Here is a 23,608-nt window from a genome sequence, read left to right as displayed (position 1 = left end):
TCAGGAAGACAGTTTGACCGCAGTGTAGTGGGTGAGGGCACATAACCAGCGGCCGTCCATTCTGACGAATACATCAGTGGTCCATTCGTCGGCGTCGCTTTGGCGCCCCAGGTAGTGGGCAGTGCTGGTGATGCGTGAAGTCAGGACCGCTGATTCGCCCAAGACGCGGACCCTGACCGGACCCACGACGTCCATGGCTGAATGGGTGAGGTCACCGGACGCGACGAGGGTGAGGAACCTCGCCCCGGGGGAGATGCCGGAATCAGAAACGAGGAGCCGGGGAAGCGTCCGGTACGACAGCCCTCAGCGCGAAACGCCCTCCACGAGCGCTGCCATCTTGTCGAGGCACTGCAACAGGCCGGTTTGGGACATGTCCCGCGCCTCCTGGGTACCGTACCCGCGCTCGGTCATGTGGAGCCTCGTGCGCCCGTCGCCGAGGTCGGTCAGCACAACTTCGTGGATGCCGTCCTCGGGAACGCCGACGGCGGGAATGCCCGCCTCTGTCGGCGTGATGCGGTTGCCATCCGCGTCAGCGAAGTTGAACACGTAGCGGATGCGACGCAATGGCTCCAGCTCGGTGATATTCCATGTGCTGTGCTGCTCGAACCCGCCCCACTCCTCGGGCGCGCGCATCGTCACCAGGATCCGGCCGCCGGGCCGAACGTCGGCTTCAGCGTGCGGGCATGTGAAACCTCCTGGTCCCCACCACTGGCGCAGGTCGTCGGGCTCGGTCCACGCCGCCCATACCCTCCCTGCCGGAGCGTTGAACTCCCTGACCACATCGACGTCGTAGGTCTCGGACATGCGAATCCCCTTTCAATTGCGATAGGCCGACGTTGCACCCTCTCCGACGCTACTCGCTAAGGAAGTCCTCCTCTTCTCCGGAAACGGACTGGTCCTGCCGTGCGTCGGGGTCTGTTTCGGCGACATCCGGGTAACTCTTCGACTCCGCGGAACCGGAGTCCGGAGCCACGAACGCAGCCCGTGGTGACTTATCAGCCGGGCTATTGGCATCCTCGACCAGGCCGGGCTCTTCGCCTGGGAGGTTCTCTCGTGTCATTTTGCAGCCTCCGGATCGGTTTCTTCGTGATCAGTCCCCGACGGCGTCGCGGCCGCGGCGAACAATGAGGGGATCGGGGTGCTGAACCACTGAAGCGTCCTTTTCGTCGTACTCGAACTGGTTGAGGAAGTAGCGCATGGCGTTGATCCTGCCCCGCTTCTTGTCATTGGACTTGATCGTCATCCAGGGTGCGTGGTCTGTGTCAGTGCGCAGGAAGGTCTCCTCCTTGGCCTGTGTGTAGTCCTCCCACCGGTCCAGGGATGCCAAATCCACGGGCGAGAGTTTCCAACGCCGCACTGGGTCAATCTGGCGGATCGCGAACCGGGTCCGCTGCTCGTGCCTGGTCACGGAAAACCAGAACTTGGTCAAATGGATTCCGGAGTCCACCAACATCTTTTCGAACACCGGGGCCTGGTCCATAAACGTGGCGTACTCCTCGTCGGTGCAAAAACCCATGACCCGTTCCACGTTCGCCCGGTTGTACCAGGAACGGTCGAACAGCACGACCTCCCCGGCTGTGGGCAGGTGCTGGACGTACCGCTGGAAGTACCACTGGCCGTGTTCGCGGTCTGACGGTTTGCCCAGCGCCACGACACGCGCCGAGCGCGGATCCAGGTGCTCGGTGAAGCGCTTGATGGTCCCGCCCTTCCCTGCGGCGTCGCGGCCCTCAAAGACGATCACGTGTCTGAGGCCGTGGTCCTGGCCCCAGTACTGGAACTTCAACAGCTCGACCTGCAGCCGGTATTTCTCCAGCTCATACTCCTCCCGGGACATCCGCTCCTCATAGGGATAGTCCTCGCGCCAGGTCTCCACGGCGGATCCACCAGGATCGATCAGCTCGGGGTCCTCGCCGTGCCCACCGCGCACCGTGTAGCCCAACCTCACGAGGCGATCAATGGCCTCGCGCAGGTTATCCCTAACCCACCACGGATCGATCGGCGTCCACGTTTCTTTTTCCAGCACCACAAGTCCTCCTTCCCTGCCGCCCGCCGGCCGGCCGTGGGATGATGCTGCTCCCGCTCGCAGACTTGACTCCTATCGGATGGTCTCACGAACCCGATCGCCGGAAAAGGATCCTTCTGATCCGACCCGGCAGCTGGAATTTCGGCGAGTGTTGGAACTATTGATGCCATCAGGGCCCAGGGCTGGCCGCGGCGTGGAAAGGCTGCCTTCTATTCGGCGTCGCTCAGGCCGACCAGCCCAGGACTGCGCCGCCGACCCACATCGCGCCGATCCACGTGGCCACCGCCACAACGGGTACAAGAAGCAGCCAGTAAGACCTGTGTAACGCTAATCGGACACCGATGTACGTGAGCACCAGCCACCACACAAGGAGCAACGCCACAGCCCAAACGGGGGCGGCGAGACCACTGACCAAATAGAAGTACCCGGCCACCAGCTGCGCGACGGCGGCAAACGCGGCAACCACCACGTAAAGCAAGTGACTACCGCCATGTCTTAAGGCTTGGCTGGAATCGTGCATATCTGCAGCCTATCCGGGGCCTGCCCCCTGGCCGATCCGCTACCGGGCGCTGGGCGGTACGGCCGGGATGAGTTCGGCTAGCAGGCTGAACGCTGATTCCAGATCCAATGGGTTCAACTACGCAGGCTTCTTCGCTCCTGATTCAGCCTCAGGTGTAAGTCCTGACCATCCAGGTCTGCCTGCGCTTCGCGCAACAGATCGGGGCCGGCCGCCATCAGGGCCGTGACGATCCCGCGGAGGTGCTGTGCCGTTTCCGACGCTTCCTCGAACTGGCCGCTACGGATCAGGGATTCGATGCCACGGCAGCAGGTCTCAACGTCCAGTGCGCCGGTCATGGCTGACGCTATCCTCAGGCTCAGCGTGGCGTCCATGGCGCCTTTGGCGTCAGGTTCGGCCAGAGTGTTCAGGATCCGTGTGATCCGCCCCGGCAGCATGGAGAGGAAGTCCCGGAGGAAGTTCAGGGCCATGGTGGGGCTTTCGATGTCCTCCGCCAGGCGCCGTATGGTCGCGGGTTCCAGCCTGGCTGGAACGCAGTCAGGCAACGCCGTCCGCCTGGGTGGTGAAAGTCCCGGCGCCGTGGCGGGGGGTGCCTCGACGCCGGGACGGTATGACCGCGGCGGCGGTCTCTGCCGCCGCGGAAGTTTCGGTTGTCACGCTCAATCTCCTGCCCTGCGAAGCGTCCGGATGGTGGGTCAGGAGGTCAGCTTGGCGGTGCTGGCTTCACAACACCGCCAAGCGCTTGAGACCGTCGGATGTTCCCCGACCGAAAGCCCTTGCATCACCGGGCCAACCCCAGTTCGCCTCGTTGATTCATCGCTTGGGCTTTACAAAAGCTACTGTGCACGGCCGGGATCAAGGACCGCGGTAGGAACGGTCAAGAATCGCGCAAGAGTTCCAAAGTTTGCCGGGCTCCCGGTTCCTGCCTTCAGCGGTTGTAGTCTTCTCTCAGGTTTGGGCACCGCAATTTCGGGTATTCCAAGATGAAGCGACCACTTCATCAGTAGGTCAGTGGTGAAACTTGCCGTTGCAGGGGGAGGGTACTGATGGCTCAAGAGCATGATGATGACCTGGTCATGCAGTCGCTGTTGCTGGACGAGATCGGCCAGTCGGTGATCGGGCTGGACAGCAAGTGGCGGGTCACTTACTGGAACCGGGCTTCCGAGCGGCTGTATGGGTTCAGTGCCGCTGAAGCGCTGGGCGCCAGGATCACGGACATGAGCATTATCGGCGGCGATGACGTCCAGAAGGAGAACACCGGCCGTGAGATAACGCGACGGCTCGCCAGCGACGGAGACTGGGCCGGGGAGCTCTGGATGCGCCACCGGGCCGGAAAGGAGTTTCCGGTCCATGCCACCGTCAGCCCCATCCGCGGCCGGCACACAGTCCCGGTGGCAGTGGTGGCGATTTCTAAGGACATCACGGACAGGAGGCACAGGGAGGCCATCCTGCGCAGGTTCTCGGCGGTGGTGGAGTCCTCCGGCGACGCCATCATCAGTGCCGACATGGCAGGGACGATCACCAGCTGGAACGCAGGGGCCGCCAGGATGTTTGGCTGGAGCCCGCGGGAAGCCGTTGGGCAGAACCTTCAGCTGCTGACCACCCGCGAGGCCGCAGGTTTTGACGCCGAGGTCAGAGCCAGCATTGGGAGCGGACGGTTTGTCACCGGAGTGGAGGCGCGGTGGGGGTGCAGGGACGGATCTGTGATCGACGTCGAAGTGACCGTTTCACCGGTTTACGGCCCGGACGGTGAGCAGGTTGGGGCGTCGGCCATCGCGCGTGACATTACCGAGATTCAGCGGCTCAGGGCGGCGGCCGCCGTTGAACGCGAGAAGCTCCTGGCAGCGCAGGAGATGGCGCACGTCGGCAGCGTGGAGCACACGCTGGAGACAGGGGAGAACTGGCATTCGGAGGAGTTTGCCCGGATCTTCGGCCTGGCGGCCGGGCAGGCGGCCTCCCGGAAACTGATGCTTGAGCTGACGCATCCTGAGGACCGGGGCCTTATCCAACGGGTATGGAAGGACCTGGATGAAGGGCTCGGGTCCGCGGATTTCGAATACCGGATCGTCAGGGCAGACGGTCAGCAGCGGTGGCTGCATTCACGGATCCGGAGCGTGGAGAGCGAAGAGGGGAAGCCCGCACGGTTCCTGGACACGGTCCTGGACATCACCGAACGCAAGAAGGCCGAGCAGATTCTGGCGTGGCAGGCCCGCCACGATGCCCTGACCGGGTTGCCGAACAGGTACGTGATCACGGAGGTTCTTCAGGACCTGCTTGACCGGGACTCACGTGCAGTGGTGATGTTCGTTGACGTCGACCGGTTCAAACTGATCAACGACGGCATCGGCCATGAAGCGGGCGACACCATCCTGGTGCTCCTGGGCGAGCGGCTGAAGCGTTTTGTCCGGAACGGCGACACGGTGGGCCGTTTCGGCGGCGATGAGTTCATCATTGTGTGCGGGAACCTGATGTTGCGCGGTGCGAGGACACTGGCCGAGCGGATCAGGCAATCCACCCGGTGCCCGTTCGAGGTGGACGGCCGGCAGATCTACCTCAACGTCAGCGTCGGCATCGCTTTGGCGGGGCCGGACGATACGGCCGAGTCGATGCTGCGGGGAGCCGATACGGCCATGTACCGGGCCAAATCCGCCGGCGGCGACTCCTCAGCCGTCTACGACGCGCGCATGACCGGGCGGGCTGCCGGGCGGCTGGACCTGGAATCGGACCTGCGGCTTGCGTGGGAACGAGGGGAATTCTCCCTCGACTACCAGCCCATCGTTGAGCTGGACAGCGAAGCCACCGTCGGCTTCGAGGCGTTGCTGCGCTGGAACCACGCCGAACACGGGCCAATAGCGCCCGACACGTTCATTCCCATCGCCGAAGAAACAGGCCTGATCGTGCCCATCGGCACCTGGGTACTCCAGGAAGCCCTCCGGCAGGTGCAGGCCTGGCGCGGCCAGCTGGACGGGGCCGGGACACTCTCGGCTGCCGTGAACATTTCCGGGCGCCAGTTCGTGGCACCGGACTTTCCGAACATCGTGGAGGCAGCAATCCAGTCCGCCGGCATCGACCCCGGTGCCGTCCACCTGGAAATCACCGAAACGGTCCTCATGGATCGGCCTGATATTCCCAAACAAACCCTGCAGCGTCTCCACGACCTCGGAGTGGGGCTCTCAATCGATGACTTCGGCACGGGATATTCGTCCCTGAGCTACCTGAAGTGGCTTTCGGCCAAGACCCTGAAAATCGACCGGACCTTCGTCGAAGAACTGGGAAGAGGCCCCCACGGGGCAACCATCATCGAACTCGTCCTCGGCATGGCCGACACCCTCCGGCTCGACGTGGTGGCCGAAGGCGTGGAAACCACCCAACAGCTCGGCGAACTCCGCCGTCTGGGCGTACGCTACGCCCAAGGGTTCATCTGGAGCCAGCCACTGCCTCCGGAAAGCGTCCCGGCCTGGCTTGAAAACGTTTCCCACCCGGCCCAGCCCCAGGAACCGGTGCGACCGGCTCCGTGACGGGCACCGGCGCGGCGGGCTCCGTGAGGGCAAAGGAGCCGTGACCCTCCCGCTGCTGGTGACTGACGCCGTCGTACTCCCCGCACTTGCCCTGTTCATTTAACCCTCTTGACCGCGCGTTCATTTAACCCTCTTGACCGCGCGCTATTTAAGGTTAACGTTGTTAACATGAAAAGCGCGGAAGAGGCCCGGCGGCCTTACCGCATGGAAGCCCGGGCGCGTGCTGCCGCCGCCACGGCCGAGGCCATCCTCGACGCCGTGACCGAGCTCTTCTGGGAGCAACCGTCGGACCAGGTCCGGCTCGACCAGGTGGCCGCCCGCTCCGGCGTGACGGTCCAGACCGTGATCCGCCGGTTCGGCACCAAGGAACAGCTCTTCGCCGCCGCGGCACAGCGGCAGACGGAGCTGGTCATGGAGGCCAGGTCACACGTGGTGCCCGGCGACGTCCGCGGTGCCGTGGCCAACCTGGTGGAGCACTACGAACTCATGGGTGACCGCGTGCTCCGGATGCTTGCCGAAGAAGGACGCATCCCGGCGCTCAAGGTCCTGGCCGACGGCGGCCGGCGCCTGCACCGGGAATGGTGCCAACACGCGTTTGCCCCGTTCCTCGCGGGCGAACCTGCCGCGGCCCGCAAGCGGCGGCTTGCCCAACTGGTGGCCATCTGCGACGTCCAGACCTGGAAGCTGCTGCGCCGCGACGGCGGGCTGAGCCGTCAACAAACCGAGCGGGCGCTCGCGGAGATGCTCGCTCCCTTCACCAAGGAAGTGCCCTGATGTCCACGATACTTGCCTACACCTCGCCCGCCCGCGGGCACCTGTTTCCCCTGGTACCCCTGCTGCTCGAGTTGAGGGACCGCGGCCACCAGGTCCATGTCCGCACCCTGGGAAGCGAGACGGCGCTGATGCGCAGCCTCGGTTTGGCGGCCGAGCCCATCGACCCCCGCATCGAGGCCGTGACGATGAACGACTACATGGCCCGCGGCCCGAAGCGGGCACTGGCGGCCGCCGCTGACGTGTTCGCCGCCCGGGGCAGCTATGACGCGCCGGACCTGAAGGCAGCAATCGCCGAGGTCCGGCCCCACGCCGTCGTTATGGACGTCAACTGCTGGGGCGCCGGCTTCGCTGCCGAGTCCTGGGGCGGTCCATGGGCATCGTTCTCGCCCTACACGCCTGCCCTCGAGTCCCCGGGCACCCCTCCGTTCGGCCCGGGAATGCCACCCATGGGCGGCTTCCCGGGAAGAGTCCGGGACGCACTTGTGCGCAGGGCAGTCATCGGAGCCGTGGAGAAGGCGATGCTTCCGCGGCTCAACGCGCTGCGCACGGACCTTGGGCTGCACTCCGTGGCGTCGGCGGACGAGTTCTTCCGCAAGGCTCCGCTGATGCTGGTGGCCACGGCCAAGCCCTTCGAGTACGCCGCCACTGACTGGGGGTCGGACGTGGTCATGATCGGCGCCTCGACCTGGGAGCCTCCCTACGATGGTGCGGAGTGGATCGAAGCGATAGAGCGGCCCATTGTCCTGGTCACCACGTCGTCGGAGTTCCAGGACGACGGCGACCTGGTCCGTACCGCACTGGAGGCGTTCAGGAACGAGCCGGTGCACGTCGTCGCCACCATGCCGGCAGGCGTCCCTGAAGGGCTGCAGGTCCCGGCCAATGCCACCGTCAGGGAGTTCATCCCCCACGGTGCACTGCTGGGCCGTGCCGCCGTAGCTGTGACCCACGGCGGAATGGGCGGCACCCAGAAGGCGCTGGCCAGCGGCGTGCCGGTGTGCGTGGTCCCGTTCGGACGCGACCAATTGGAGGTGGCCCGCCGGGTGGAAGTCAGCAGGTCCGGCACCAGGCTGCCGCACGGCAGGCTCACGCCCGGGCGGCTCCGGGCAGCGGTGAAGGCCGCAATGGCCATGGGGGAAGGAGCAAAACGGGTGGCGGCAGGCTATGCCGCAGCTGGAGGTGCGCCCGCCGCGGCCGACGCCATCGAGGCCCGTTTGCTCCAGGAGGTGACGCCGGCTGACGGGAAGACATTCCCTTCTGTCCCCGGCCCCCGGCTAAACTAAGCGCGGGGGTCGGCTGGGATCCCCGGCTGCCTGCGTACCGCCGCTCCTGCGGCGGACGCCCGTCTCAGAGGATGCCCTCACATGCTTGGAACCCCGCGCGCCCTGCTGGCAAAAGCCACAAAAATTGCTGTGGCAGCCGTCCTGGCCACCGGGGGAGTGGCGGCGGTCCCGGCCCAGGCGGACGCTGTCGGACTTCCGCCCCACACCGCGCCCGCGCTTCCTGCTGCCGCGGCTGAGCCAACCGACCAGTTCATTGTGCGGGTCAAGGAAAAGGCCGGGCCGGCCTCGGCCGCTGCAGGCAGGGCAGCGGCTGAAGCCGCGAAGAAGCTGGGCGTTCCCGCCCGGGACGTGCGCGCTACCGCCACCGGCGCACGCATCCTCAAGACTGACCGCGCGCTCCCCGCCGCCGAGGCCGCAACCTTCCTGGCTACCCTCCGGGCGGACCCGGACGTGGAGTACGCCGAACCGGACACCATCATGCACGCGGCTGCCGAACCTGACAACGGCGGGTACCCGCTGCAATGGGGCCTGTGGGAGGAAGCCGGCGGGATCCGCGCGCCCGGCGCCTGGGAAGTGAACCGCGGGCAGGGCGTGGTGGTGGCCGTGGTGGACACCGGAATCACCAGCCACATGGACCTCGACGCGAACGTGCTGCCCGGGTATGACATGATCTCCGACGCCTCGAACGCCCGCGACGGCGGCGGCCGGGACGCCAACCCCAGGGACGAAGGCGACTGGGCGTCCGCCGACGAGTGCGGAACTGGCACGGTGGTGGGTCCCTCCTCCTGGCACGGCACTCACGTGGCGGGCACCATCGCCGCCGTTGCCGACAACGGCAACAACGTGATGACCGGCGTGGCCCCCAAAGCGAAAATCCTCCCGCTGCGAGCACTGGGACCGTGCGGCGGGTACTCCTCCGACGTGACGGACTCGATCATCTGGGCCGCCGGCGGAACCGTGCCGGGCGCCCCGGTGAACACCAACCGCGCCCGCGTCATCAACCTGAGCCTGGGCGGGGTGGTGGCGTGCTCCAACACGTATCAGCAGGCCATTAACTTCGCCAACAGCGCCGGCGCCGCGGTGGTGGTCGCGGCCGGCAACTCCAACCGCCCCGCCGCGGACCTGAGCCCCGCCAACTGCCAGAACGTCATCGCCGTTGCCGCCAGCACTCGGAAGGGCGCACGCGCGCCGTATTCCAACTACGGCTCCGCCATCGACGTGGCCGCCCCCGGCGGGGACATGGGCCCCGACATGGGCGACGGCATCCTGTCCACCTACAACGACGGAATGACGACGCCGGAAGGCGGCGGATATGCCTACCTCCAGGGCACGTCCATGGCCGCGCCGCACGTGTCCGGCGTCACCGCACTCCTCATGGCCCAGATGGGCCCCTCCTACAGTCCCGCCGCGGCGGAGCAACGGCTGAAAGACACGGCCCGGCCGCTGCCGGCCGGATGCATTGGCGGTTGCGGCGCAGGCCTGGTCGACGCCACAGCGGCCCTCAACTTTGTGGTGGAGCCTGACCCAAACGCAGTCCCGGGCGTCTTCAAATCCACGGCGCCCTTCCGCGCCCTCGACACCCGGTCCGGATCCCCGGTGGCGGGGGACGCGTCGGTGTCCTTCCAGGTGGCCGGCGTCAACGGCGTCCCGGCGAACGCCTCCGCGGTGGTGTTCAACCTGACGGTGGCGGACGCGAAGTCCTTCGGCTTTGTGACGGCCTACCCCTCCGGGACGGCCCGGCCGAACGCCTCCAACGTCAACTTTTCCGCCGGGCAGATCGTGGCCAACGCCGTCACCGTTCCCCTGGGCGCCGACGGCAGGGTGTCCTTGTTCAACCGGTCCTTCGGTGCGGCCCACCTGCTGGCCGACGTCTCCGGATATTTCGTCCCCACAGCCCCTTCGACGGCGGGAGCGTTCATGCCAACGGCACCCGAACGCTTCCTGGACACGCGGGCCGGCGACGCGGTGGGTCCGGATTCCTCAGTGTCGTTCCGGGTGGCAGGGCAGAAGGGCATCCCCTCCAACGTGTCGGCCGTGGTGTTCAACCTCACCGTTGCGGAGGCTCAATCCTTCGGCTTTGTGACGGCGTACCCGTCAGGAACGGATCGGCCGAACGCGTCGAGCGTGAACTTCACCCGCGGCCAGATCGTGCCGAACTCGGTGACCGTGCCGGTGGGCGCTGACGGCAAAATCACCCTGTTCAACCGCTCCTCAGCACCGACACATCTGCTGGCGGACGTCTCCGGCTACTACCTGCCCGGGACGCCGTCGGTCCCGGGTACTTTCCAGCCGGTGGCCCCGAACCGGTTCCTGGACACCCGGAACACCCCGGGCGTCGGCGCGGACTCGTCCGTATCGTTCCAGGCCGCGGGGGCGAAAGGAATCCCGGCGGGCGTGTCCGCTGTGGTCTTCAACATGACGGTGGCGGACGCCCAGTCCTTCGGCTTCGCCACCGCGTACGCCTCCGGGACGGGACGCCCGAACGCGTCCAACGTGAACTTCAACGCCGGGCAGATCGTGCCCAACTCGGTGACCGTGCCGGTGGGCGCTGACGGGAAGGTGGCGCTGTTCAACCGGTCCGGCGGAGCCACGCACTTCCTGGCGGACGTCGCAGGGTACTACCTGCGGTAGGGAGTGTTTGGCCGGCTGGTCGGGATGCTGCTCAGGCGTCCACGTCCTGCCGATGGCTGCGGGCGCGTGTGGCACGCGTGGCACGCACCAGGCCGTAGGCAAGGAACACCACCAACAACGTGGCCAGGATGCCGACGGCCCACGTGGCTTCGACCCCCAGGGCAGGGCCGGTGACGCAATAGCTTGGCTGCCCGGTGCTGTCCGCGAAGTCGACGCAGCGGCCCACGCGGGACGTCACCATGGGCACGGCGATGACAACAACAAGGACGATGCCGATGACCCAGGGCCAGACTCCGGACCAGGGCCAATTGACTGGCTTTCCAATTCGGTGGGTATCCATGGCCTGATGCTATCCCGTGGACCGCAAATTATCATTCAGGCGGCGGGAAGGAGGTCGTGCCTGGCGGTGCCACCGTGATGACACCGCCAAGCAACGAGACCGCCGGGTGTCCCCGGCAAAAGGCCCTTGCACCACGGGTAGCTTACCCAGTTTGGCATCCCGTGGACTCAGCGCGAGGGGCCTTACGCGAACTACTGTGCACGGCCAGGCTCAAGGCTCGCCGCAGGAACGCTCAAGAATCAATCAAGAAGTTCCAAGTTTCACCAGCGCGGGGCCCCTCGTCCAAACCGGAACCGGACGTCGCACGGCATCAGGCGTAAAATTTCAGGTGTTCCGAACGCGCGCGGAGGTACCCGGCATGGCATCCACAGCAGTTCGCAGGCTTCAATTGCCGTTGTTCTTTGTCCTGGCGTATGCCATCACCTGGTCCATCCAGATCCCGGCGTACCTGTTCGCCTCCGGCCGCGGAGAATCCCTCACCAACGAGGCGAACCTGCTCCACTTCCAGGACATCATCCAAGGGACCATGGACCCCGGATTCGCCTGGGTGTTCCTGCTCGTCTCCTTCTCATTCGGCCCCACCCTGGCCGGCATCATTGTCATCGCGCTGGTCCAGGGCAGGGAGGGTATCCGGGAACTGTTCTCCCGGATGGTCAAGGCGCGGATACCGGCGCGCTGGATCGCAATTATCCTGGCTATCCCGGTTGCCCTCGCTGTGGCGAGCGTCGCGGTGGGATTCCTGCTCGGCGGTTTCCACCTGAACTATGCCCCGTTGGTGCCGCTTGCCTTGGCACTGCCTTTCCTGGTGCACCTGGTGATCTTCACCGGCCTGGCCGAGGAAGTGGGATGGCGTGGCTATGCGCTGCCTGAACTGCAGCGGCACCACATGGCGGAGAAAGCCAGCTGGATCCTGGGCATCGCCTGGGGCCTCTGGCACCTGCCCTCGAACTTGCTCATGCCCTACCTTGCCGGCCAGCTCACAGTCCCCCTGGCGATAGCCATCATCCTGGGCCTCACGTTCGGTGTGGTTGGCTGGACGATCGTGCTGACCTGGATCTACAACAACACCGGCAGCCTGTTCTGGATCATCATCCTGCACGGCTTCTACAACTGGGTAGTGTCCTACCTGGTGCTGTCGTCAGGAAACTACATGGCGCAGGTGGCCTCCGGCGTCCTCCCGTGGGCCATCGCCGTCTTCGTGCTGAAGAAATACGGGGCTGAAACCCTGACACAGGGTCCGCGCCCCGCGGGCATCCCCGGGTCCTCGCCCCAGTCGGCCGGCTCCTAGCCCCCGTTGCGCTGGGCGTCCAGCCACTCGTCAAAGGTCTGGCGTCCGACGGCGGCACCCGCCGCCGGGAGCAGGGCGCCGCTGCGCATCGCTTTCCACAGGACTCCCGGAGCCGTGATTTCCAGGACAGGTCCTTTCTTCCCCTTCTTTCGGAGGTACTTCTCCACCAGGTCCTTGAGCCGCTCGGCGCGGGGGCCGCCCAGATCCGGAAGAAACCCCTGCGGGCCTGCCTCCGCCGCATCCACCAGGGCCTCTGCCACTTCGGCCGCGGCGATGGGCTGGGTCCTGAACTTGGGAACGAGGACCGCGGGCCCAACGGCCGTCCGGCCCAGGACCTGCTCCACGAATTCGTGGAACTGGGTGGCCCGCAGGATGGTCCAGGGCAGGTCCCCGTGGCGGACGGCCTCTTCCTGAGCCTGCTTCCCCGCATAGAGTCCGGCAGGCGCCTTATCCACGCCCACAATGGAGAGCACCACATGGTGCTTGACGCCGGCCGCCTTGCCGTGCTGCTGCAGGTTTTCGGTGCTGGCCATGAAGAAGTCGGTGGACTTCTTCGTATGGATGGACTGGAGACCGGCCACGTCGATCACCGTGTCCACGCCCTTCAAAGCTGCGCCCACGCCCGTGCCCTTGACCAGATCCACGCCCTCCCGCCTGCTCAGGCTCTTGACGTTATGACCGCGTTCCTTTGCGATGCGGACCACATGGCGGCCAACAATTCCGGTTCCCCCTGCAACGGCAATGTCCATACCTAGATTCTATGGCGGGGCGCTCAAGACGAACTCAAGTCGAACTCAAGAGGAACCGATCTTCAATCGCTCCGGTTCCGGCCGGGTTGGCCACGGTGCGGAGCATGGGCGTTCCGATGGCGGCAGTTACCGTCAGCTTCAGGGGCACGTCCACGATGGGCACGGGGACCGCCATGATCCCCTGGCGGCAGGAGATTTCCAGCACGCCGGCGTCAATGATGACCCGCAGTTCGGATCCCTCACCGGCCGGGAAGAAGACGTCGGTGAAGTCGGTGCTCCCGGCGGCCGTGACTTCGATCCCGTCGCCATCATGCCGGAGGGTGGCCAGGGACCCCTCCAGGGTGGACAGGCTGATGACCGTCCCGGCGCTAACCGTGCACCGGAGGTCCGCGCCGCCGTCGAGCACTGCCTCGAAAACCGCAGCGCCCACCTGCTCCAGGCGGCCGGGGCCGGAGTAGCCCTCGAGGTCGGCGTGCGGGGCAGCCACCAGGGTGTCGCCGTCGAGCGTCAGCGTGTGCGGCACGCTCAGGGCGCTGGCCCACTTCCCCTCGGGGCTGACGACGCCCCTGACCCAGAAAATCAGCGACGGCGTCCCGTCCTTGTCCCGGAAGAAGGACGGTGCGTAGTAGCTCTTGCCGTAGCTGAGCTGCCCCCAGGAGCGTGCGGTGAACCTGCCGTCGGAGTAGCTGCCCACACCGTACGCCACGTAGTGCAGGACGTCGTCCTCCCAGATGGAGGTCACCAACACGTGCGAGCCGTCAATCTCAAACAGCTGCGGGCATTCCCACATGGTTCCGGTCCACACCGGATCTGTTTCCGTCCCCGCCCTCTGCGCGGCAATGCCGTCCAGGGTCCACTCTGAGAGGTCCGGGGAGCTGTAGGAAACCGCCGCCGCGGTTCCGCCGTCCAGCCCGGCGCCGACAAACATCCGCCACTGGCCGCCGTCACGGAAGACGAACGGATCCCGGTAAGCCACCACGCCAAGGTCCGGGGCCGTCATCAGCTTCGGGCCCTTGGTCCACGAGTTCCAGGAGGCGTCATCGGGCGTAGCGGTCCTGACGGTCCCGATGCCGATGTCCGGTTCGGTGACCGAGGTGTAGAACATGGTGGCGCCGCCATCGGTGCCGGTGACGATGGAACCCGACCAGACGCCGTCGTCCCCGTCTCCGGGTGCCACGGCAACGCCCTGCTCCGTCCAGGCGATCATGTCCGGGGAGGTGGCGTGGCCCCAGTGGCAGTTGGCGGCCCACGTGGTGCGGCCCGGGACGTACTGGTAGAAGAGGTGGTACTGGCCGTCCTTCCAGGTGACGCCGAGGGGATCGTTGATCCATCCTTCGGCGGCGGTGAAGTGGAAGGCGGGGCGGGGTTCCTGCGCGTTCATGCTGATCCTTTTGTGGGTAGCTCGGGTGGGTTAACTGACAGGGTTAACTGACGGGGACGCTGTTGGCGGCCAGGAACCGCTGCCGGACCTCCCGGGCCTGCTCGGCGTTGGCCTTCTCCCACTGGTCGATTTCCGCCCGGCGTTCGTTCCGGACGGCGTCCCGCGCGTCGGTGAACTGCCGCATCCGTTCGGCGGAGGCGTCGCGGGCGGCCTGCTGGGCCGGGGTCAGTTCCGGCAGCGGGCGCTCCTCCACCTGGTCGCGGGGCCGCAGCGGCAGACGGTCCTCCACGGCGTCGATATCCAGCAGGGGAGAGGGGAGGGTCTGGTACCAGTAGGCAGTGGAAGACCAGTCATCGGACAGGTGGTTGGCATGGCCGTGCTCGAACGTGACCTTGATGCGCTTTTGGAAGCGGATGGGATCGGTCAGGTGGAAGCGGTAGCTGTGGTGGAAGCCCGGCACGTTTTCCTCGTGGACCATGGTGCCGTTCATCAGGAAGGCGTTGTGCTGCATGCCCCAGGCATGGCCGAAGTAGTCCTCCATGCCGGTGCCGTGCAGGCTGGGCGGCCAGGTGTCGTCGTCAATGAAGATCATGTCATCGCCTTCGCCCCACCAGGAGCCCTGGAAGTGGCGGACGGCCAGGTTGCAGCCCACGTAGTGGCCCTGGCCCTCGGTCTCCAGGACCACGTAGTTGTCCTCGCCGGTGAGGTTGGGAATGGCCACCTCGATGCTGTTGGTCTGCAGGTCCGGGCCCCAGCCGGCGTTGGGCTTCTGCCGGCGCCAGTGGGCGTGGAAGTAGGCGGTGTCCTCCGGCAGCGGCTCGGTGAAGAGCTCGTAGTCGATGTAGAAGTACTGCAGGTAGGGGATGTCGTTCTGGTTTTCGACCGTGATCCGGGCCCGTGAGTTGAAGGGCATCTCGAAGTAGCTGTTGAACGCCGCGCTGCCGCCGAAGGTGTTCAGTTCCCCTTCCTTGGCCGAGACGGAGAGCGGCAGGGAATCGTAGGAGCCGGACAGCGAGTTCAGCAGGCCGAAGAAGTCACCCAGCGGAGCGATCACGCTGGGGGTCTCCTGGTCATCCCAGTACATCCTGATGACAATCTTCCGGTAGTAGTCCGGGTCCACCACTTCCCAGCTGACGCCGAGGGCGTTGTGGATTTCCAGCATCGGGACGCCCACCAGTTCGGGGGAGATCTGGCCGGGGCCCGGCTGGATCCGGCACGACTGGGTCATCCAGATGTGCGTGATGGAGCCCGGGCCCTCGATGTCCGCCAGGACGCGTTCCTCGCCGGGCATGACGATCCAGTTGTCGCGGTTCCGGCCGGTCTGGTCCCAGCTGGAGGCGCGGGCGGTGCGGGCGGTGGAGAGCTTGGTGAGGCTCGAGAGCAGGCCCGAGCGGGGCGATGAAGACATATGTGGTTTAACCTTTCGGGAAAGTTGGTCAGCCCTTGACGGCTGATTGGGTGAGGCTGGCGATGATCCACCGCTGCGCCACGAGGAAGACGATGAGCGCCGGCGCGATGGCGATGGTGGTGGCTGCCATCACCTGGGCCACGTTGCCGGCGCCGTACGGGCCGAGCATGAGGACCAGGCCCAGCGGCAGCGTGGCGGTGTCCGTGCTGTTCAGGAAGATCGACGGGGCGAAGTAGGCGTTCCAGCTGCCCAGGAACGTGATCACACCCAGGGTGCTCACGGCGTTCTTGGCCAGCGGCAGCGCGATCAGCCGGTAGGTCTGCCAGGCGGTGGCGCCGTCCATCCGGGCGGCGTCGATGATCTCCTGCGGCAGGCCCAGGAAGAACTGCCGCAGCAGGAACACACCCAGGGCCCCGGTGATGCCGGGCAGGATCAGGCTGAGCGGGTTGTCCAGCAGTCCGAAGGTCCGCATCAGGAGGAACAGCGGAATGATGGTCACCTGGGCCGGCACCATCAGCGAGGACAGCAGGCCCACAAAGATCGAGTTGCGGCCGGGGAAGTCCAGCTTCGCGAACGCGTAGCCGGCCATGGGCGCGGTGATGATCATGCCGATGCTGACAGCGATGGCGATGACAGCGCTGTTGAACATGTTCCTGAGGATCGGCACGGGTCCGCTGACGGCGTCGGCGTAATTGGACCAGTCCCATTCGGTGGGCAGCCACTGCGGCGGCAGGTCGTAGGCCTGGCTGGCGTCCCGGAGCGAGGTGGTGAACATCCACAGGAACGGTGCGATCATCCCGATGGCGCCCAGGACCAGCAGCACCACCGAAATACTCTTGCCGACCGTGGGGCCGGGCCGCCGCCGTCGTACGTCTTTTTCTTTGCCGGACGCTCCGGCACCCGGTCCTCCGGCACCTGGCCGGGACGGAAGGACTGTGGTGTTACTCATTGTTCACCCATGACTTCCTAAGGCGGAACTGCACCATGGTCACCAGCATGATGATGACGAACAGTGTGACCGCGATGGCTGAGGCGTAGCCCATATCGAACTTGTTGAAGGCCACTTCGGCGATGTACATCACCACGCTGCGGCTGGCGTCGCCCGGGCCGCCCCGGGTGAGCACGATGATCGATTCGTAGATCTGGAACGCTCCGATGATGGTGATGGTGATGTTGAAGAACGTCGCCTGGCTGATCATCGGCAGGGTGATCCGGCGGAAGACCTGCCACTCGTTGGCACCGTCCATCCGCGCGGCCTCCACCATGTCCTTGGGGACTTCCTGCAGCGCTGCCACGAAGATCAGCATCGCGAACCCCACGTTCCGCCACGTGTCCACGATGATCACCGAGACCTTGGAGAACTCCGAGCTGTTGAGCCAGTCGATCCGTTCCCCGCCCAGCGCGGTGAGGTAGTAGTTCAGGATGCCCGTGTCCTTCTGGAACAGCGCCTGCCAGATGATGGACACGTACACCAGCGCCACCAGGTACGGGAAGAAGTACGCGGAGCGGAACACGTAGGTCAGGGCCCGGGGGAGCCGCTGGTTGATCAGCACGGCGAACAGGAGCGCGAACCCGTTGATCAGTACGACGGCGGCGCCCACGTAGAGCACCGTGTTGCCGTACGTGGTGGCCAGCCGCTCGTCCCGGAACATGCGGGCGTAGTTGTCCAGCCCCACGAACTTGGGGGCGGTGAGGATGTTGTACTTCGTCAGGCTCAGGTACAGGGCGGCCACCAGCGGTCCGAGGATAAAGACCAGGAAGCCGATGATGGTGGGGGCGGTGAACAGGTACCCGGTGAGGGCTTCCCGACGCCGGGCGGCGGTTCGGTGCCCGGGTTGCCCCCCGCGCCCGGAAGCGGGCGCGGGCGGCAGCGCGGTTTTGGGGGCAGTCAAGGTCACTGCTGCAACGCCTCCTCAACATCCTTCTGGGCCTTCTCCAGGGACGAGCCGATGTCCTGGCCGGACATGATCTCGTCCATGGCCCGCATGAACGCCGGATCCAGCACGTTGTAGACGCCCGGGGCGGCTACCGGCTTGGCATAGGACAGGGAGTTGTAGAACTCCTCGGCGTGCTCGGGGGAGGCCAGGAACTCCGGTGACGAAGCGGCAGTCTTGGTGGACGGGACGGCGGCGCCGGCGTCGGCCCACTGCTTTTGCGTCTGCTGGTCGGTGAGCATCTTGATGAACTCCCAGGACAGCTCCTGGTTCTTGGAGGCTTTGGAGACGGCGAACGCGCCGGCGCCAAAGACGGTGGACTTGGTGGTTCCCTTCGGCCACGGCAGGATGTCGTAGTCTTCGAAGCCCGCCTTTTCGAAGCCGCCGGTGACGAAGTGCCCGGCGCCGGTCATGGCCGCTTTGCCTGCGGGGAACAGCTGGTAGGGGTCCGATCCCTTCGGCTGCGGGGACACCCCGTGTTCGGTGACCAGGTCCCGGACCCAGCCCACGGTCTCCTTGACCTTCTCATCCGTCAGCGTGGCCGTTTCCAGGTCCTCGCTCATCATGGAGGTGCCGTTGGAGTACAGCCACGGGGTGATGCCGAACGAGTAGTACGGCATGGCGAACCCGTACACCTTGTCCGCACCGGAACCTGTGGTCAGTTTCTTGGAGATCTCCAGGAACTCGTCCCAGGTCCAGTCATCGCCGGGCCGCTCGATGCCGGCGGCCTCGAACATCTTGGTGTTGTAGTAGATCACCATGGTGTTGAACGTGTTGGGCATCAGGTAGGTGGAGCCGTCCTTGCTGAATCCCTCCAGCAGCTTCGGATCGATGTCCGCATGCAGGGACTTGGCTTCGGGGTCGTTCTTGAGGAAGCCGTCCAGGGGGCTGAAGAGTTCGTTGGCCAGGCCCAGTTCCACGCCCTCCGTGGCGATGTTGATGACGTCCGGAGCCTGCCCGGCCGCGGCCTGGGTGACCAGCTTGTTCACGTATTCGGTCCACGTGGTGATGGGGGTGAAGTTGTTGTTCACCGTGACGTTCGGATACTTCTCCTTGAAGCGTTCGGCCACGCCGTCGTACACGGCCTTGTCGCCGGGATCGCCCCAGTTGGAGACGGAGATGGTGGCAGTGATGTCCTTGGCGGGGGCCGAGTATGGCCCGTCTGCGGCCGGCGCTGCCGTCTCCGTGGCGCTCCCGCAGGCGGTGAGGGCCAGCAGGGCCACGGCTGCCGCCGTGGCGATGGAGGTGCGGACTGTTTTTCTCATGTGATGCTCCTTTGCATGCGGCGCTTCAAGGGCGCTGACGGGATGCGATGGGTTTGGTTTGTTTTTGTTGCGTGGTTTTGCTGGTGGAGCTGTCAGGAAGTGGAGCTGCGGAATTCGATCTGGGACTCAAGCCGAAGGATCTTGGCGGGGGCGGAAGGGTTGTTCAGGCGCCTGAGAAGGAGGCTGACGGCGCTTTCGCCCAACTGGAAAGCCGGCTGGCGGACGGTGGTGATCTGGGGTTGGAACAGGTCCGAGTAGGTGAAGCCGTCGAACGTTGCGAACGCCATGGTTCCGGGCACCCGGAAACCCTCATGCTGCAAAGCCCGCAAGGCACCCGCAGCCAGCAGCGTGCTGCAGGCGAGGATCGCCGTCGGACGTTCCCTGTTCTGCGTGGAACGGCCGAGCACCGACCGCACGCGCTCAAAGGTGGCGGCCGCTGTGACCGTGCCTTCGCAGAGCAGGCCGGCCGGGACCTCCAGGCCGCGCTCCTCCATGGCGCCGCGGAAACTGTCGTAGCGCTCGCGGAGTGAGGAGACCCGCAGGTCACCCGAGATGAGCAGGATCCGTTCGTGGCCGCGGACGGTGAGGTGGTCGACCAGGGCTGCCATGGCGGACTGGTTGTTGACCCCCACCTGGTCGATGTGTCCTGCTTCGGCGTCCAGGTCCGCGAGCCGGTCCAGCAGGACCAGGGGCTTCTTCTCTTCGCGGATCCGCTTGAGCAGCCCGGCGCTTGAACCGGCTGCCCTGGCGATGATCAGGCCATCCACGCGGCGGTCCAGGAGGGCCTCCACGGCTGCACGCTCCCGGGCGGGATCTTCCGCCGAGTTGGCCAGCAGGAGGGACAGGCCGTTCTGCGCGGCTGCTTCTTCCACACCGTGCACCATGTCCGCGAAGGCCGGTTCCCCGGCATCCGAGACCACCAGGCCGATGGAGTCGGTCCTGGCACGGCGCATGGAACGGGCCAGGACGTCCCGCCGGTAACCGGTGGCCTTCACAGCGCTCATGACGCGCTCTTTGGTTTCCGGCTCGACGTGCCTGGTGTCGTTGAGGACGTGCGACACAGTGGACGTCGAAACGCCGGCAAGTGATGCGACATCGACGATGGTTGCCACTGTGACTCCTTCTAGCGAAACGATTGCGCGAACGTTTCGATAGTAGAGACAAACGTTTCGATGTGCAATGGGTCACAGAGAAGTTTCTTGATTGCCCTGCGGTTGCTCTATCACAAGAGGGTCGCCAAAACCCCCGAATGGCAGCCGCAAGTGGCAGCGCAACAGGGGGCATAGCACGGCCGGACGCGCGAACGTACAGTTGAGGCCCCGCCCTTTGGCGCGAACGTACAGTTGAGGCCCCGCGCCTAGGGCCTCAACTGTACGTTCGCGCCTGGTGGGGAGGTTGCTTAGGAGCCGGACCTTGGGCCGGTGGAGGCGCGGTATTCGATGGTGGGTGCCAGCCGAATAATCGAGGGTTGCGTTGACTTGTCCGCGATCCGCTTCGCCAACAGCTCGGCCGCGGTGGCGCCGACCTGGAAGGCGGGCTGGCGGACGGTTGTGAGCTGTGGTTCGAACAGGTCCGCGTAGGCGAAGCCGTCGAAGGTGGCGAAGGCGATGTCCTCCGGCATCCGCAGGCCCCGCTGTTGGATCTGGCGGAGCGCCGCGGCGGCCAGGACGGTGCTGCAAGCGATGACGGCGGTAGGCGGTTTGGCTGCGGACAGTGCCTTTGAGATGCCGGCGTCGGTTGCTTCCGGTTCCCCGGCGATGACTGTCAGCCGGTCGGCTTTTCCGATGCCGGCCGCCGTCATGGCTTCCTGGAAGGCCTCATGCCGTTCGCGCAGGGTGGCAACCCTTGTGTCCCCGGCAATCAGCAGAATTCGTTGGTGGCCCTGCGATACGAGGTGTTCCACCAGTTCCGTGATGGGCGCGCGGTTTTCGACACCGACCTGGTCAAACGGGTCATCGGACAGCCGGTCCATCAACACCAGAGGGGTGTCCTGGTCGGCGAACTCCGCGATGGCATCCGGCCCGGAGCCGGCCGCACGGGCCAGGATGAGCCCGTCCACCCGGCGCTCGAGGAGTGCCTGGACGGCCCGCGCCTCCCGCTGTGGGTCTTCCGCTGAGTTGGCGAGGAGCAACGTGATGCCCTGGCTGGCGGCTGTTGCCTCCACGCCCCGGATCATTTCGGCAAAAGCCGGCTCCCCGCCGTCGGACACTATCAGGCCGATGCTGTCTGTCCGGGAGCGGCGCATGGCACGGGCCAGCGCGTCCTGCCGGTAGGAGGTTTCCTCGATGGCCTTCAGCACCCGCTGCCGCGTTTCGTCGTTCACGTGCCGGGTCCCGTTGAGGACGTGGGAAACGGTGGAGATGGAGACGCCCGCAAGCTTGGCCACTTTTACCATCGTCGTCATCGTCGCCGCCCTCGGGGAATCGTTTACGCGAACGTTTCGCATAGCCTCCGCCAGTTTACAGACGGGAGGGGTGCGGAGAGGGCAAGGTCCCGCCCTTCGTGTTCGTGAGGCTTGCTCCAGGAAGGACGGGGCCCTTGATGACGACAATGGCAGCGCTCCCCGAGGCGCGGGGGCGGGCCGGGTCAGGCGGCCAGGAGTTGGCTCCGCATGGTGTCCGTGTGCCGCGGAGGCAGCACGCTGAGGGTGCAGTGCGACTGGCGCGGATCGATTTTGGCCGGGAGGTGGTGGGTCCGGGAGCAGTCCTGGAGCTGTTCCAGTGCTTCCGGATCAACATGGGCTTTGGTGATATCCAGCTCCAGGTCCAGGCCCTCCTTCAGGGCGTTGGCGCGTTTTACCACGACGTAAAGCGCTTGGAGGTTGTGGACGGTGACGTGGCCCTTAGCCTGGACCTGGGCCCTGGCGTGGTCGAGGTCAACACGGACGAGAACATTGAGCTTATCGGTCAAGATGTACTGCCTTCCCCTATGTGGCTGCGACTCTGCAACCGTTCCCCTGGGCTCCTGCGACGCTGCAGTCGAACCCTGGGTGGCTGCGCCTTTGCAGCCTCATTCAGAGTAGGCAACTTATGTGATGCACGCAACATATCCATCGATTGTTTCATTCGCCTCACTGGCTATTACCTCAGTGGCCGGGTTTTGACTGGAGGTAATCGCGCAACAAATACGTTGTCTGCCGGGCGCATGACCGGATCCGCCTCAGGTGGGCCGCTGCCAGCAGCGGCAAGACCCTGTCAGGGTCCGTATGGGACGCCTCTTCCCGAAGGGCCCGCTCCAGGTTCATGGCAAGGCCCGCGAGGCGTTCGGCACCTACCATCTGGCTGGATGTCTTGAGGCTGAGAACCGCATCCAGTGCACCAGGAAGGTCTCCTGTGGTCAGGGTAAGCCGCAGCCTTTCGACCCGGTTCGGCAAGTGTGCCATGAAGTTCTGCACAAACACCCGCCAAACCCCGTCATCGCCAGCCAGTTCAGTGCGCAGCCTGTCCAGCACGGACTGGTCCAGAAGGGGCCGGGTATGGCCGTCGGGCTCCGTCATGGCTGTCCCTTCGTGGAAGCGATGACCTTAGTCCGCGAAATGGGCGGCGGGCGTTCCGCGGGGCAGGGTGTTCAGGATGGTTTCGGCAACCACACGGGCCTTGGCGTTGCGGTGGCTGGAAGCCAGGGCGAGGAGTTGGAAGGCCGCCTCAGAGGAGCAGCAGTTCTGCCCCATGATTACTCCGCACGCGGCCGAAGACCAAAGTACATGACCTGCCCCTTGGAAAATGGACACCTCCAAGTCCCGCTGGACTCCCCATGAAACTTACGCGGCGGGAAAGGGGAAGACACGAGTAGTGAGTACTCTATTTTTGACGCGACGATACTTCGGACACATGACCAGCCGTTTTGGAGGTATGTTGTTCAGCCCGCCAGCGGTCCCGGTGAACGGCGCGATGGACTCTCCGGCGGCGTTGGCGTGCACGCCAACGCCGCCGGCGCCAACGCCGTCGGCGGAAAGGTCAGCGAGGTTGAGCCGTCGAACCTGTTTACAAGGACGCCTTCAACTCGTTGGCCAGGCCGCCCACCAGTTCCGGCGCTGCCGCCAGTGACCAGCGCTGGCTTTCCGGCTCGAAGCTGACCACCACGGACGCTACTGCGATCCGGGCTCCATCAATGGCGAGCAGCAGGGCGTCCTCCAGATGCCGGGCGTACTCAAGCCGCTCGGACAGTGTGCCCTGCAGGTCGCTGTCATCGATGAGGACGTGGCCCTTGCCCTGCACGATGACCTTCAGCGAAAACCCCTGCTCCTCGTGCAGCGACCCGCGGGTTGATGCTATTTCAGTGACACTTTGCGCACGAACCAGGCTGTTGCTGATGGTCCGGAGCCATACGTCCCCCATGAGACCTCCCTATTGGTTGCGGAGAACGGGTAGCAGTGTCCCCCAAGGCAAACGGTAGTCCTCAAAGGGCGTCTTGTGACCCCCCTAAATTCTGCGAAGTTTCCCGCGGACCCGGCGGCCCGTCCATGACTGTGGAAATGCGACTGGGAATGCGGGAAATGTG

Annotated in this window: 24 protein-coding genes; 5 read left to right on the top strand and 19 right to left on the bottom strand. The window is 65.5% G+C overall.

The window, feature by feature from the left end; translation table 11 throughout:
• The 6 genes from AU175_RS20020 to AU175_RS19995 form a co-directional block, all read right to left on the bottom strand.
• Entirely contained in the window at positions 1-255 is a 255-nt protein-coding gene (locus AU175_RS20020) for a nuclear transport factor 2 family protein (RefSeq protein ID WP_331711966.1), read from the bottom strand.
• Positions 256-303: 48 nt separating this feature from the next.
• Positions 304-804 carry an SRPBCC family protein gene (locus tag AU175_RS20015; RefSeq protein WP_066293744.1) on the bottom strand — a complete coding sequence of 167 codons (501 nt, stop codon included), beginning with the start codon at positions 802-804 and terminating at the stop codon, positions 304-306.
• A 49-nt stretch (positions 805-853) separates the two neighbouring features.
• The gene (locus AU175_RS20010; protein WP_066293743.1) at positions 854-1,060 is read right to left on the bottom strand and encodes a hypothetical protein; all 207 of its coding nucleotides are present in this window, start codon (positions 1,058-1,060) and stop codon (positions 854-856) included.
• Between the two features lie 30 nt (positions 1,061-1,090).
• Positions 1,091-2,023 (bottom strand): polyphosphate kinase 2, encoded by a 933-nt coding sequence (ppk2, locus tag AU175_RS20005; RefSeq protein ID WP_197497204.1) that lies wholly within the window; start codon positions 2,021-2,023, stop codon positions 1,091-1,093.
• A gap of 223 nt (positions 2,024-2,246) precedes the next feature.
• A complete protein-coding gene (locus tag AU175_RS20000) occupies positions 2,247-2,543 on the bottom strand; it encodes a hypothetical protein (RefSeq protein WP_066293740.1) in 297 nt (98 codons plus the stop codon).
• Between the two features lie 113 nt (positions 2,544-2,656).
• Positions 2,657-3,085: an Hpt domain-containing protein gene (locus AU175_RS19995; RefSeq protein WP_066293737.1), complete on the bottom strand. Its 429-nt coding sequence runs from the start codon at positions 3,083-3,085 to the stop codon at positions 2,657-2,659.
• Positions 3,086-3,586: 501 nt separating this feature from the next.
• Between AU175_RS19995 and AU175_RS19990 the strand changes: the two genes are divergently transcribed.
• From AU175_RS19990 to AU175_RS19975, 4 genes are all read left to right on the top strand, one after another.
• A complete protein-coding gene (locus AU175_RS19990) occupies positions 3,587-6,058 on the top strand; it encodes a sensor domain-containing protein (RefSeq protein ID WP_066293734.1) in 2,472 nt (823 codons plus the stop codon).
• 168 nt (positions 6,059-6,226) lie between these two features.
• Positions 6,227-6,832 carry a TetR/AcrR family transcriptional regulator gene (locus tag AU175_RS19985; RefSeq protein WP_066293732.1) on the top strand — a complete coding sequence of 202 codons (606 nt, stop codon included), beginning with the start codon at positions 6,227-6,229 and terminating at the stop codon, positions 6,830-6,832.
• Positions 6,832-8,112 carry a glycosyltransferase gene (locus AU175_RS19980; protein WP_066293730.1) on the top strand — a complete coding sequence of 427 codons (1,281 nt, stop codon included), beginning with the start codon at positions 6,832-6,834 and terminating at the stop codon, positions 8,110-8,112. Before AU175_RS19985 ends, AU175_RS19980 begins: the two co-directional genes overlap by 1 nt.
• Before the next feature lie 81 nt (positions 8,113-8,193).
• Positions 8,194-10,743 (top strand): S8 family peptidase, encoded by a 2,550-nt coding sequence (locus tag AU175_RS19975; protein ID WP_066293728.1) that lies wholly within the window; start codon positions 8,194-8,196, stop codon positions 10,741-10,743.
• Positions 10,744-10,774: 31 nt separating this feature from the next.
• Here AU175_RS19975 and AU175_RS19970 read toward each other — a convergent pair whose 3' ends face one another.
• On the bottom strand, positions 10,775-11,083 hold the full coding sequence (locus AU175_RS19970; protein ID WP_066293725.1) for a hypothetical protein: 309 nt from the start codon (positions 11,081-11,083) through the stop codon (positions 10,775-10,777).
• A 358-nt stretch (positions 11,084-11,441) separates the two neighbouring features.
• On the opposite strand from AU175_RS19970, the gene AU175_RS19965 reads away from it, so the two are divergent.
• On the top strand, positions 11,442-12,371 hold the full coding sequence (locus AU175_RS19965) for a CPBP family intramembrane glutamic endopeptidase (protein ID WP_066293722.1): 930 nt from the start codon (positions 11,442-11,444) through the stop codon (positions 12,369-12,371).
• On the opposite strand, the gene AU175_RS19960 is transcribed toward AU175_RS19965, so the two are convergent.
• The 12 genes from AU175_RS19960 to AU175_RS19910 all read right to left on the bottom strand — a co-directional run bounded on the left by AU175_RS19960 (position 12,368) and on the right by AU175_RS19910 (position 23,445).
• Complete coding sequence (locus AU175_RS19960; RefSeq protein WP_066293715.1) at positions 12,368-13,120, bottom strand: SDR family oxidoreductase; 753 nt, start codon at positions 13,118-13,120, stop codon at positions 12,368-12,370. The two genes, AU175_RS19965 and AU175_RS19960, sit on opposite strands and share 4 nt — an antisense overlap.
• Positions 13,121-13,154: 34 nt before the next feature.
• Complete coding sequence (locus AU175_RS19955; protein WP_066293713.1) at positions 13,155-14,501, bottom strand: glycoside hydrolase family 32 protein; 1,347 nt, start codon at positions 14,499-14,501, stop codon at positions 13,155-13,157.
• A gap of 43 nt (positions 14,502-14,544) precedes the next feature.
• Complete coding sequence (locus AU175_RS19950) at positions 14,545-15,909, bottom strand: glycoside hydrolase family 172 protein (RefSeq protein ID WP_066293711.1); 1,365 nt, start codon at positions 15,907-15,909, stop codon at positions 14,545-14,547.
• Between the two features lie 28 nt (positions 15,910-15,937).
• The gene (locus tag AU175_RS19945; RefSeq protein ID WP_082979300.1) at positions 15,938-16,858 is read right to left on the bottom strand and encodes a carbohydrate ABC transporter permease; all 921 of its coding nucleotides are present in this window, start codon (positions 16,856-16,858) and stop codon (positions 15,938-15,940) included.
• Positions 16,851-17,807, bottom strand: a complete 957-nt coding sequence (locus AU175_RS19940) for a carbohydrate ABC transporter permease (protein ID WP_082979299.1) — start codon at positions 17,805-17,807, stop codon at positions 16,851-16,853. The genes AU175_RS19945 and AU175_RS19940 overlap by 8 nt, the downstream gene beginning before the upstream one ends.
• The gene (locus tag AU175_RS19935) at positions 17,804-19,108 is read right to left on the bottom strand and encodes an ABC transporter substrate-binding protein (protein WP_066293710.1); all 1,305 of its coding nucleotides are present in this window, start codon (positions 19,106-19,108) and stop codon (positions 17,804-17,806) included. The genes AU175_RS19940 and AU175_RS19935 overlap by 4 nt, the downstream gene beginning before the upstream one ends.
• A gap of 92 nt (positions 19,109-19,200) precedes the next feature.
• The gene (locus AU175_RS19930; RefSeq protein ID WP_066293707.1) at positions 19,201-20,220 is read right to left on the bottom strand and encodes a LacI family DNA-binding transcriptional regulator; all 1,020 of its coding nucleotides are present in this window, start codon (positions 20,218-20,220) and stop codon (positions 19,201-19,203) included.
• 287 nt (positions 20,221-20,507) lie between these two features.
• Positions 20,508-21,512: a LacI family DNA-binding transcriptional regulator gene (locus AU175_RS19925; RefSeq protein ID WP_066293704.1), complete on the bottom strand. Its 1,005-nt coding sequence runs from the start codon at positions 21,510-21,512 to the stop codon at positions 20,508-20,510.
• Positions 21,513-21,694: 182 nt separating this feature from the next.
• Positions 21,695-22,018, bottom strand: a complete 324-nt coding sequence (locus tag AU175_RS19920) for a hypothetical protein (RefSeq protein ID WP_066293701.1) — start codon at positions 22,016-22,018, stop codon at positions 21,695-21,697.
• Between the two features lie 175 nt (positions 22,019-22,193).
• Complete coding sequence (locus AU175_RS19915; RefSeq protein ID WP_066293699.1) at positions 22,194-22,604, bottom strand: Hpt domain-containing protein; 411 nt, start codon at positions 22,602-22,604, stop codon at positions 22,194-22,196.
• Between the two features lie 27 nt (positions 22,605-22,631).
• The gene (locus AU175_RS21500) at positions 22,632-22,838 is read right to left on the bottom strand and encodes an ANTAR domain-containing protein (protein ID WP_331711965.1); all 207 of its coding nucleotides are present in this window, start codon (positions 22,836-22,838) and stop codon (positions 22,632-22,634) included.
• A gap of 253 nt (positions 22,839-23,091) precedes the next feature.
• Complete coding sequence (locus AU175_RS19910; protein ID WP_066293696.1) at positions 23,092-23,445, bottom strand: hypothetical protein; 354 nt, start codon at positions 23,443-23,445, stop codon at positions 23,092-23,094.
• Positions 23,446-23,608: the final 163 nt, after the last annotated feature.

Source organism: Arthrobacter sp. B6 (genome assembly GCF_001663775.1).
In the GTDB taxonomy this organism is placed as follows: Bacteria; Actinomycetota; Actinomycetes; order Actinomycetales; family Micrococcaceae; genus Arthrobacter.
This window is presented reverse-complemented; position numbering and strand designations above follow the sequence as displayed.

Coding starts and splice junctions, on each gene's coding strand:
- AU175_RS20015 (WP_066293744.1), bottom strand. CDS start 804: ATGTCCGAGACCTACGACGTCGATGTGGTCAGGGAGTTCAACGCTCCG.
- AU175_RS20010 (WP_066293743.1), bottom strand. CDS start 1,060: ATGACACGAGAGAACCTCCCAGGCGAAGAGCCCGGCCTGGTCGAGGAT.
- AU175_RS20000 (WP_066293740.1), bottom strand. CDS start 2,543: ATGCACGATTCCAGCCAAGCCTTAAGACATGGCGGTAGTCACTTGCTT.
- AU175_RS19990 (WP_066293734.1), top strand. CDS start 3,587: ATGGCTCAAGAGCATGATGATGACCTGGTCATGCAGTCGCTGTTGCTG.
- AU175_RS19985 (WP_066293732.1), top strand. CDS start 6,227: ATGAAAAGCGCGGAAGAGGCCCGGCGGCCTTACCGCATGGAAGCCCGG.
- AU175_RS19980 (WP_066293730.1), top strand. CDS start 6,832: ATGTCCACGATACTTGCCTACACCTCGCCCGCCCGCGGGCACCTGTTT.
- AU175_RS19975 (WP_066293728.1), top strand. CDS start 8,194: ATGCTTGGAACCCCGCGCGCCCTGCTGGCAAAAGCCACAAAAATTGCT.
- AU175_RS19970 (WP_066293725.1), bottom strand. CDS start 11,083: ATGGATACCCACCGAATTGGAAAGCCAGTCAATTGGCCCTGGTCCGGA.
- AU175_RS19965 (WP_066293722.1), top strand. CDS start 11,442: ATGGCATCCACAGCAGTTCGCAGGCTTCAATTGCCGTTGTTCTTTGTC.
- AU175_RS19960 (WP_066293715.1), bottom strand. CDS start 13,120: ATGGACATTGCCGTTGCAGGGGGAACCGGAATTGTTGGCCGCCATGTG.
- AU175_RS19955 (WP_066293713.1), bottom strand. CDS start 14,501: ATGAACGCGCAGGAACCCCGCCCCGCCTTCCACTTCACCGCCGCCGAA.
- AU175_RS19950 (WP_066293711.1), bottom strand. CDS start 15,909: ATGTCTTCATCGCCCCGCTCGGGCCTGCTCTCGAGCCTCACCAAGCTC.
- AU175_RS19945 (WP_082979300.1), bottom strand. CDS start 16,858: ATGAGTAACACCACAGTCCTTCCGTCCCGGCCAGGTGCCGGAGGACCG.
- AU175_RS19935 (WP_066293710.1), bottom strand. CDS start 19,108: ATGAGAAAAACAGTCCGCACCTCCATCGCCACGGCGGCAGCCGTGGCC.
- AU175_RS19925 (WP_066293704.1), bottom strand. CDS start 21,512: ATGACGACGATGGTAAAAGTGGCCAAGCTTGCGGGCGTCTCCATCTCC.
- AU175_RS19915 (WP_066293699.1), bottom strand. CDS start 22,604: ATGACGGAGCCCGACGGCCATACCCGGCCCCTTCTGGACCAGTCCGTG.
- AU175_RS19910 (WP_066293696.1), bottom strand. CDS start 23,445: ATGGGGGACGTATGGCTCCGGACCATCAGCAACAGCCTGGTTCGTGCG.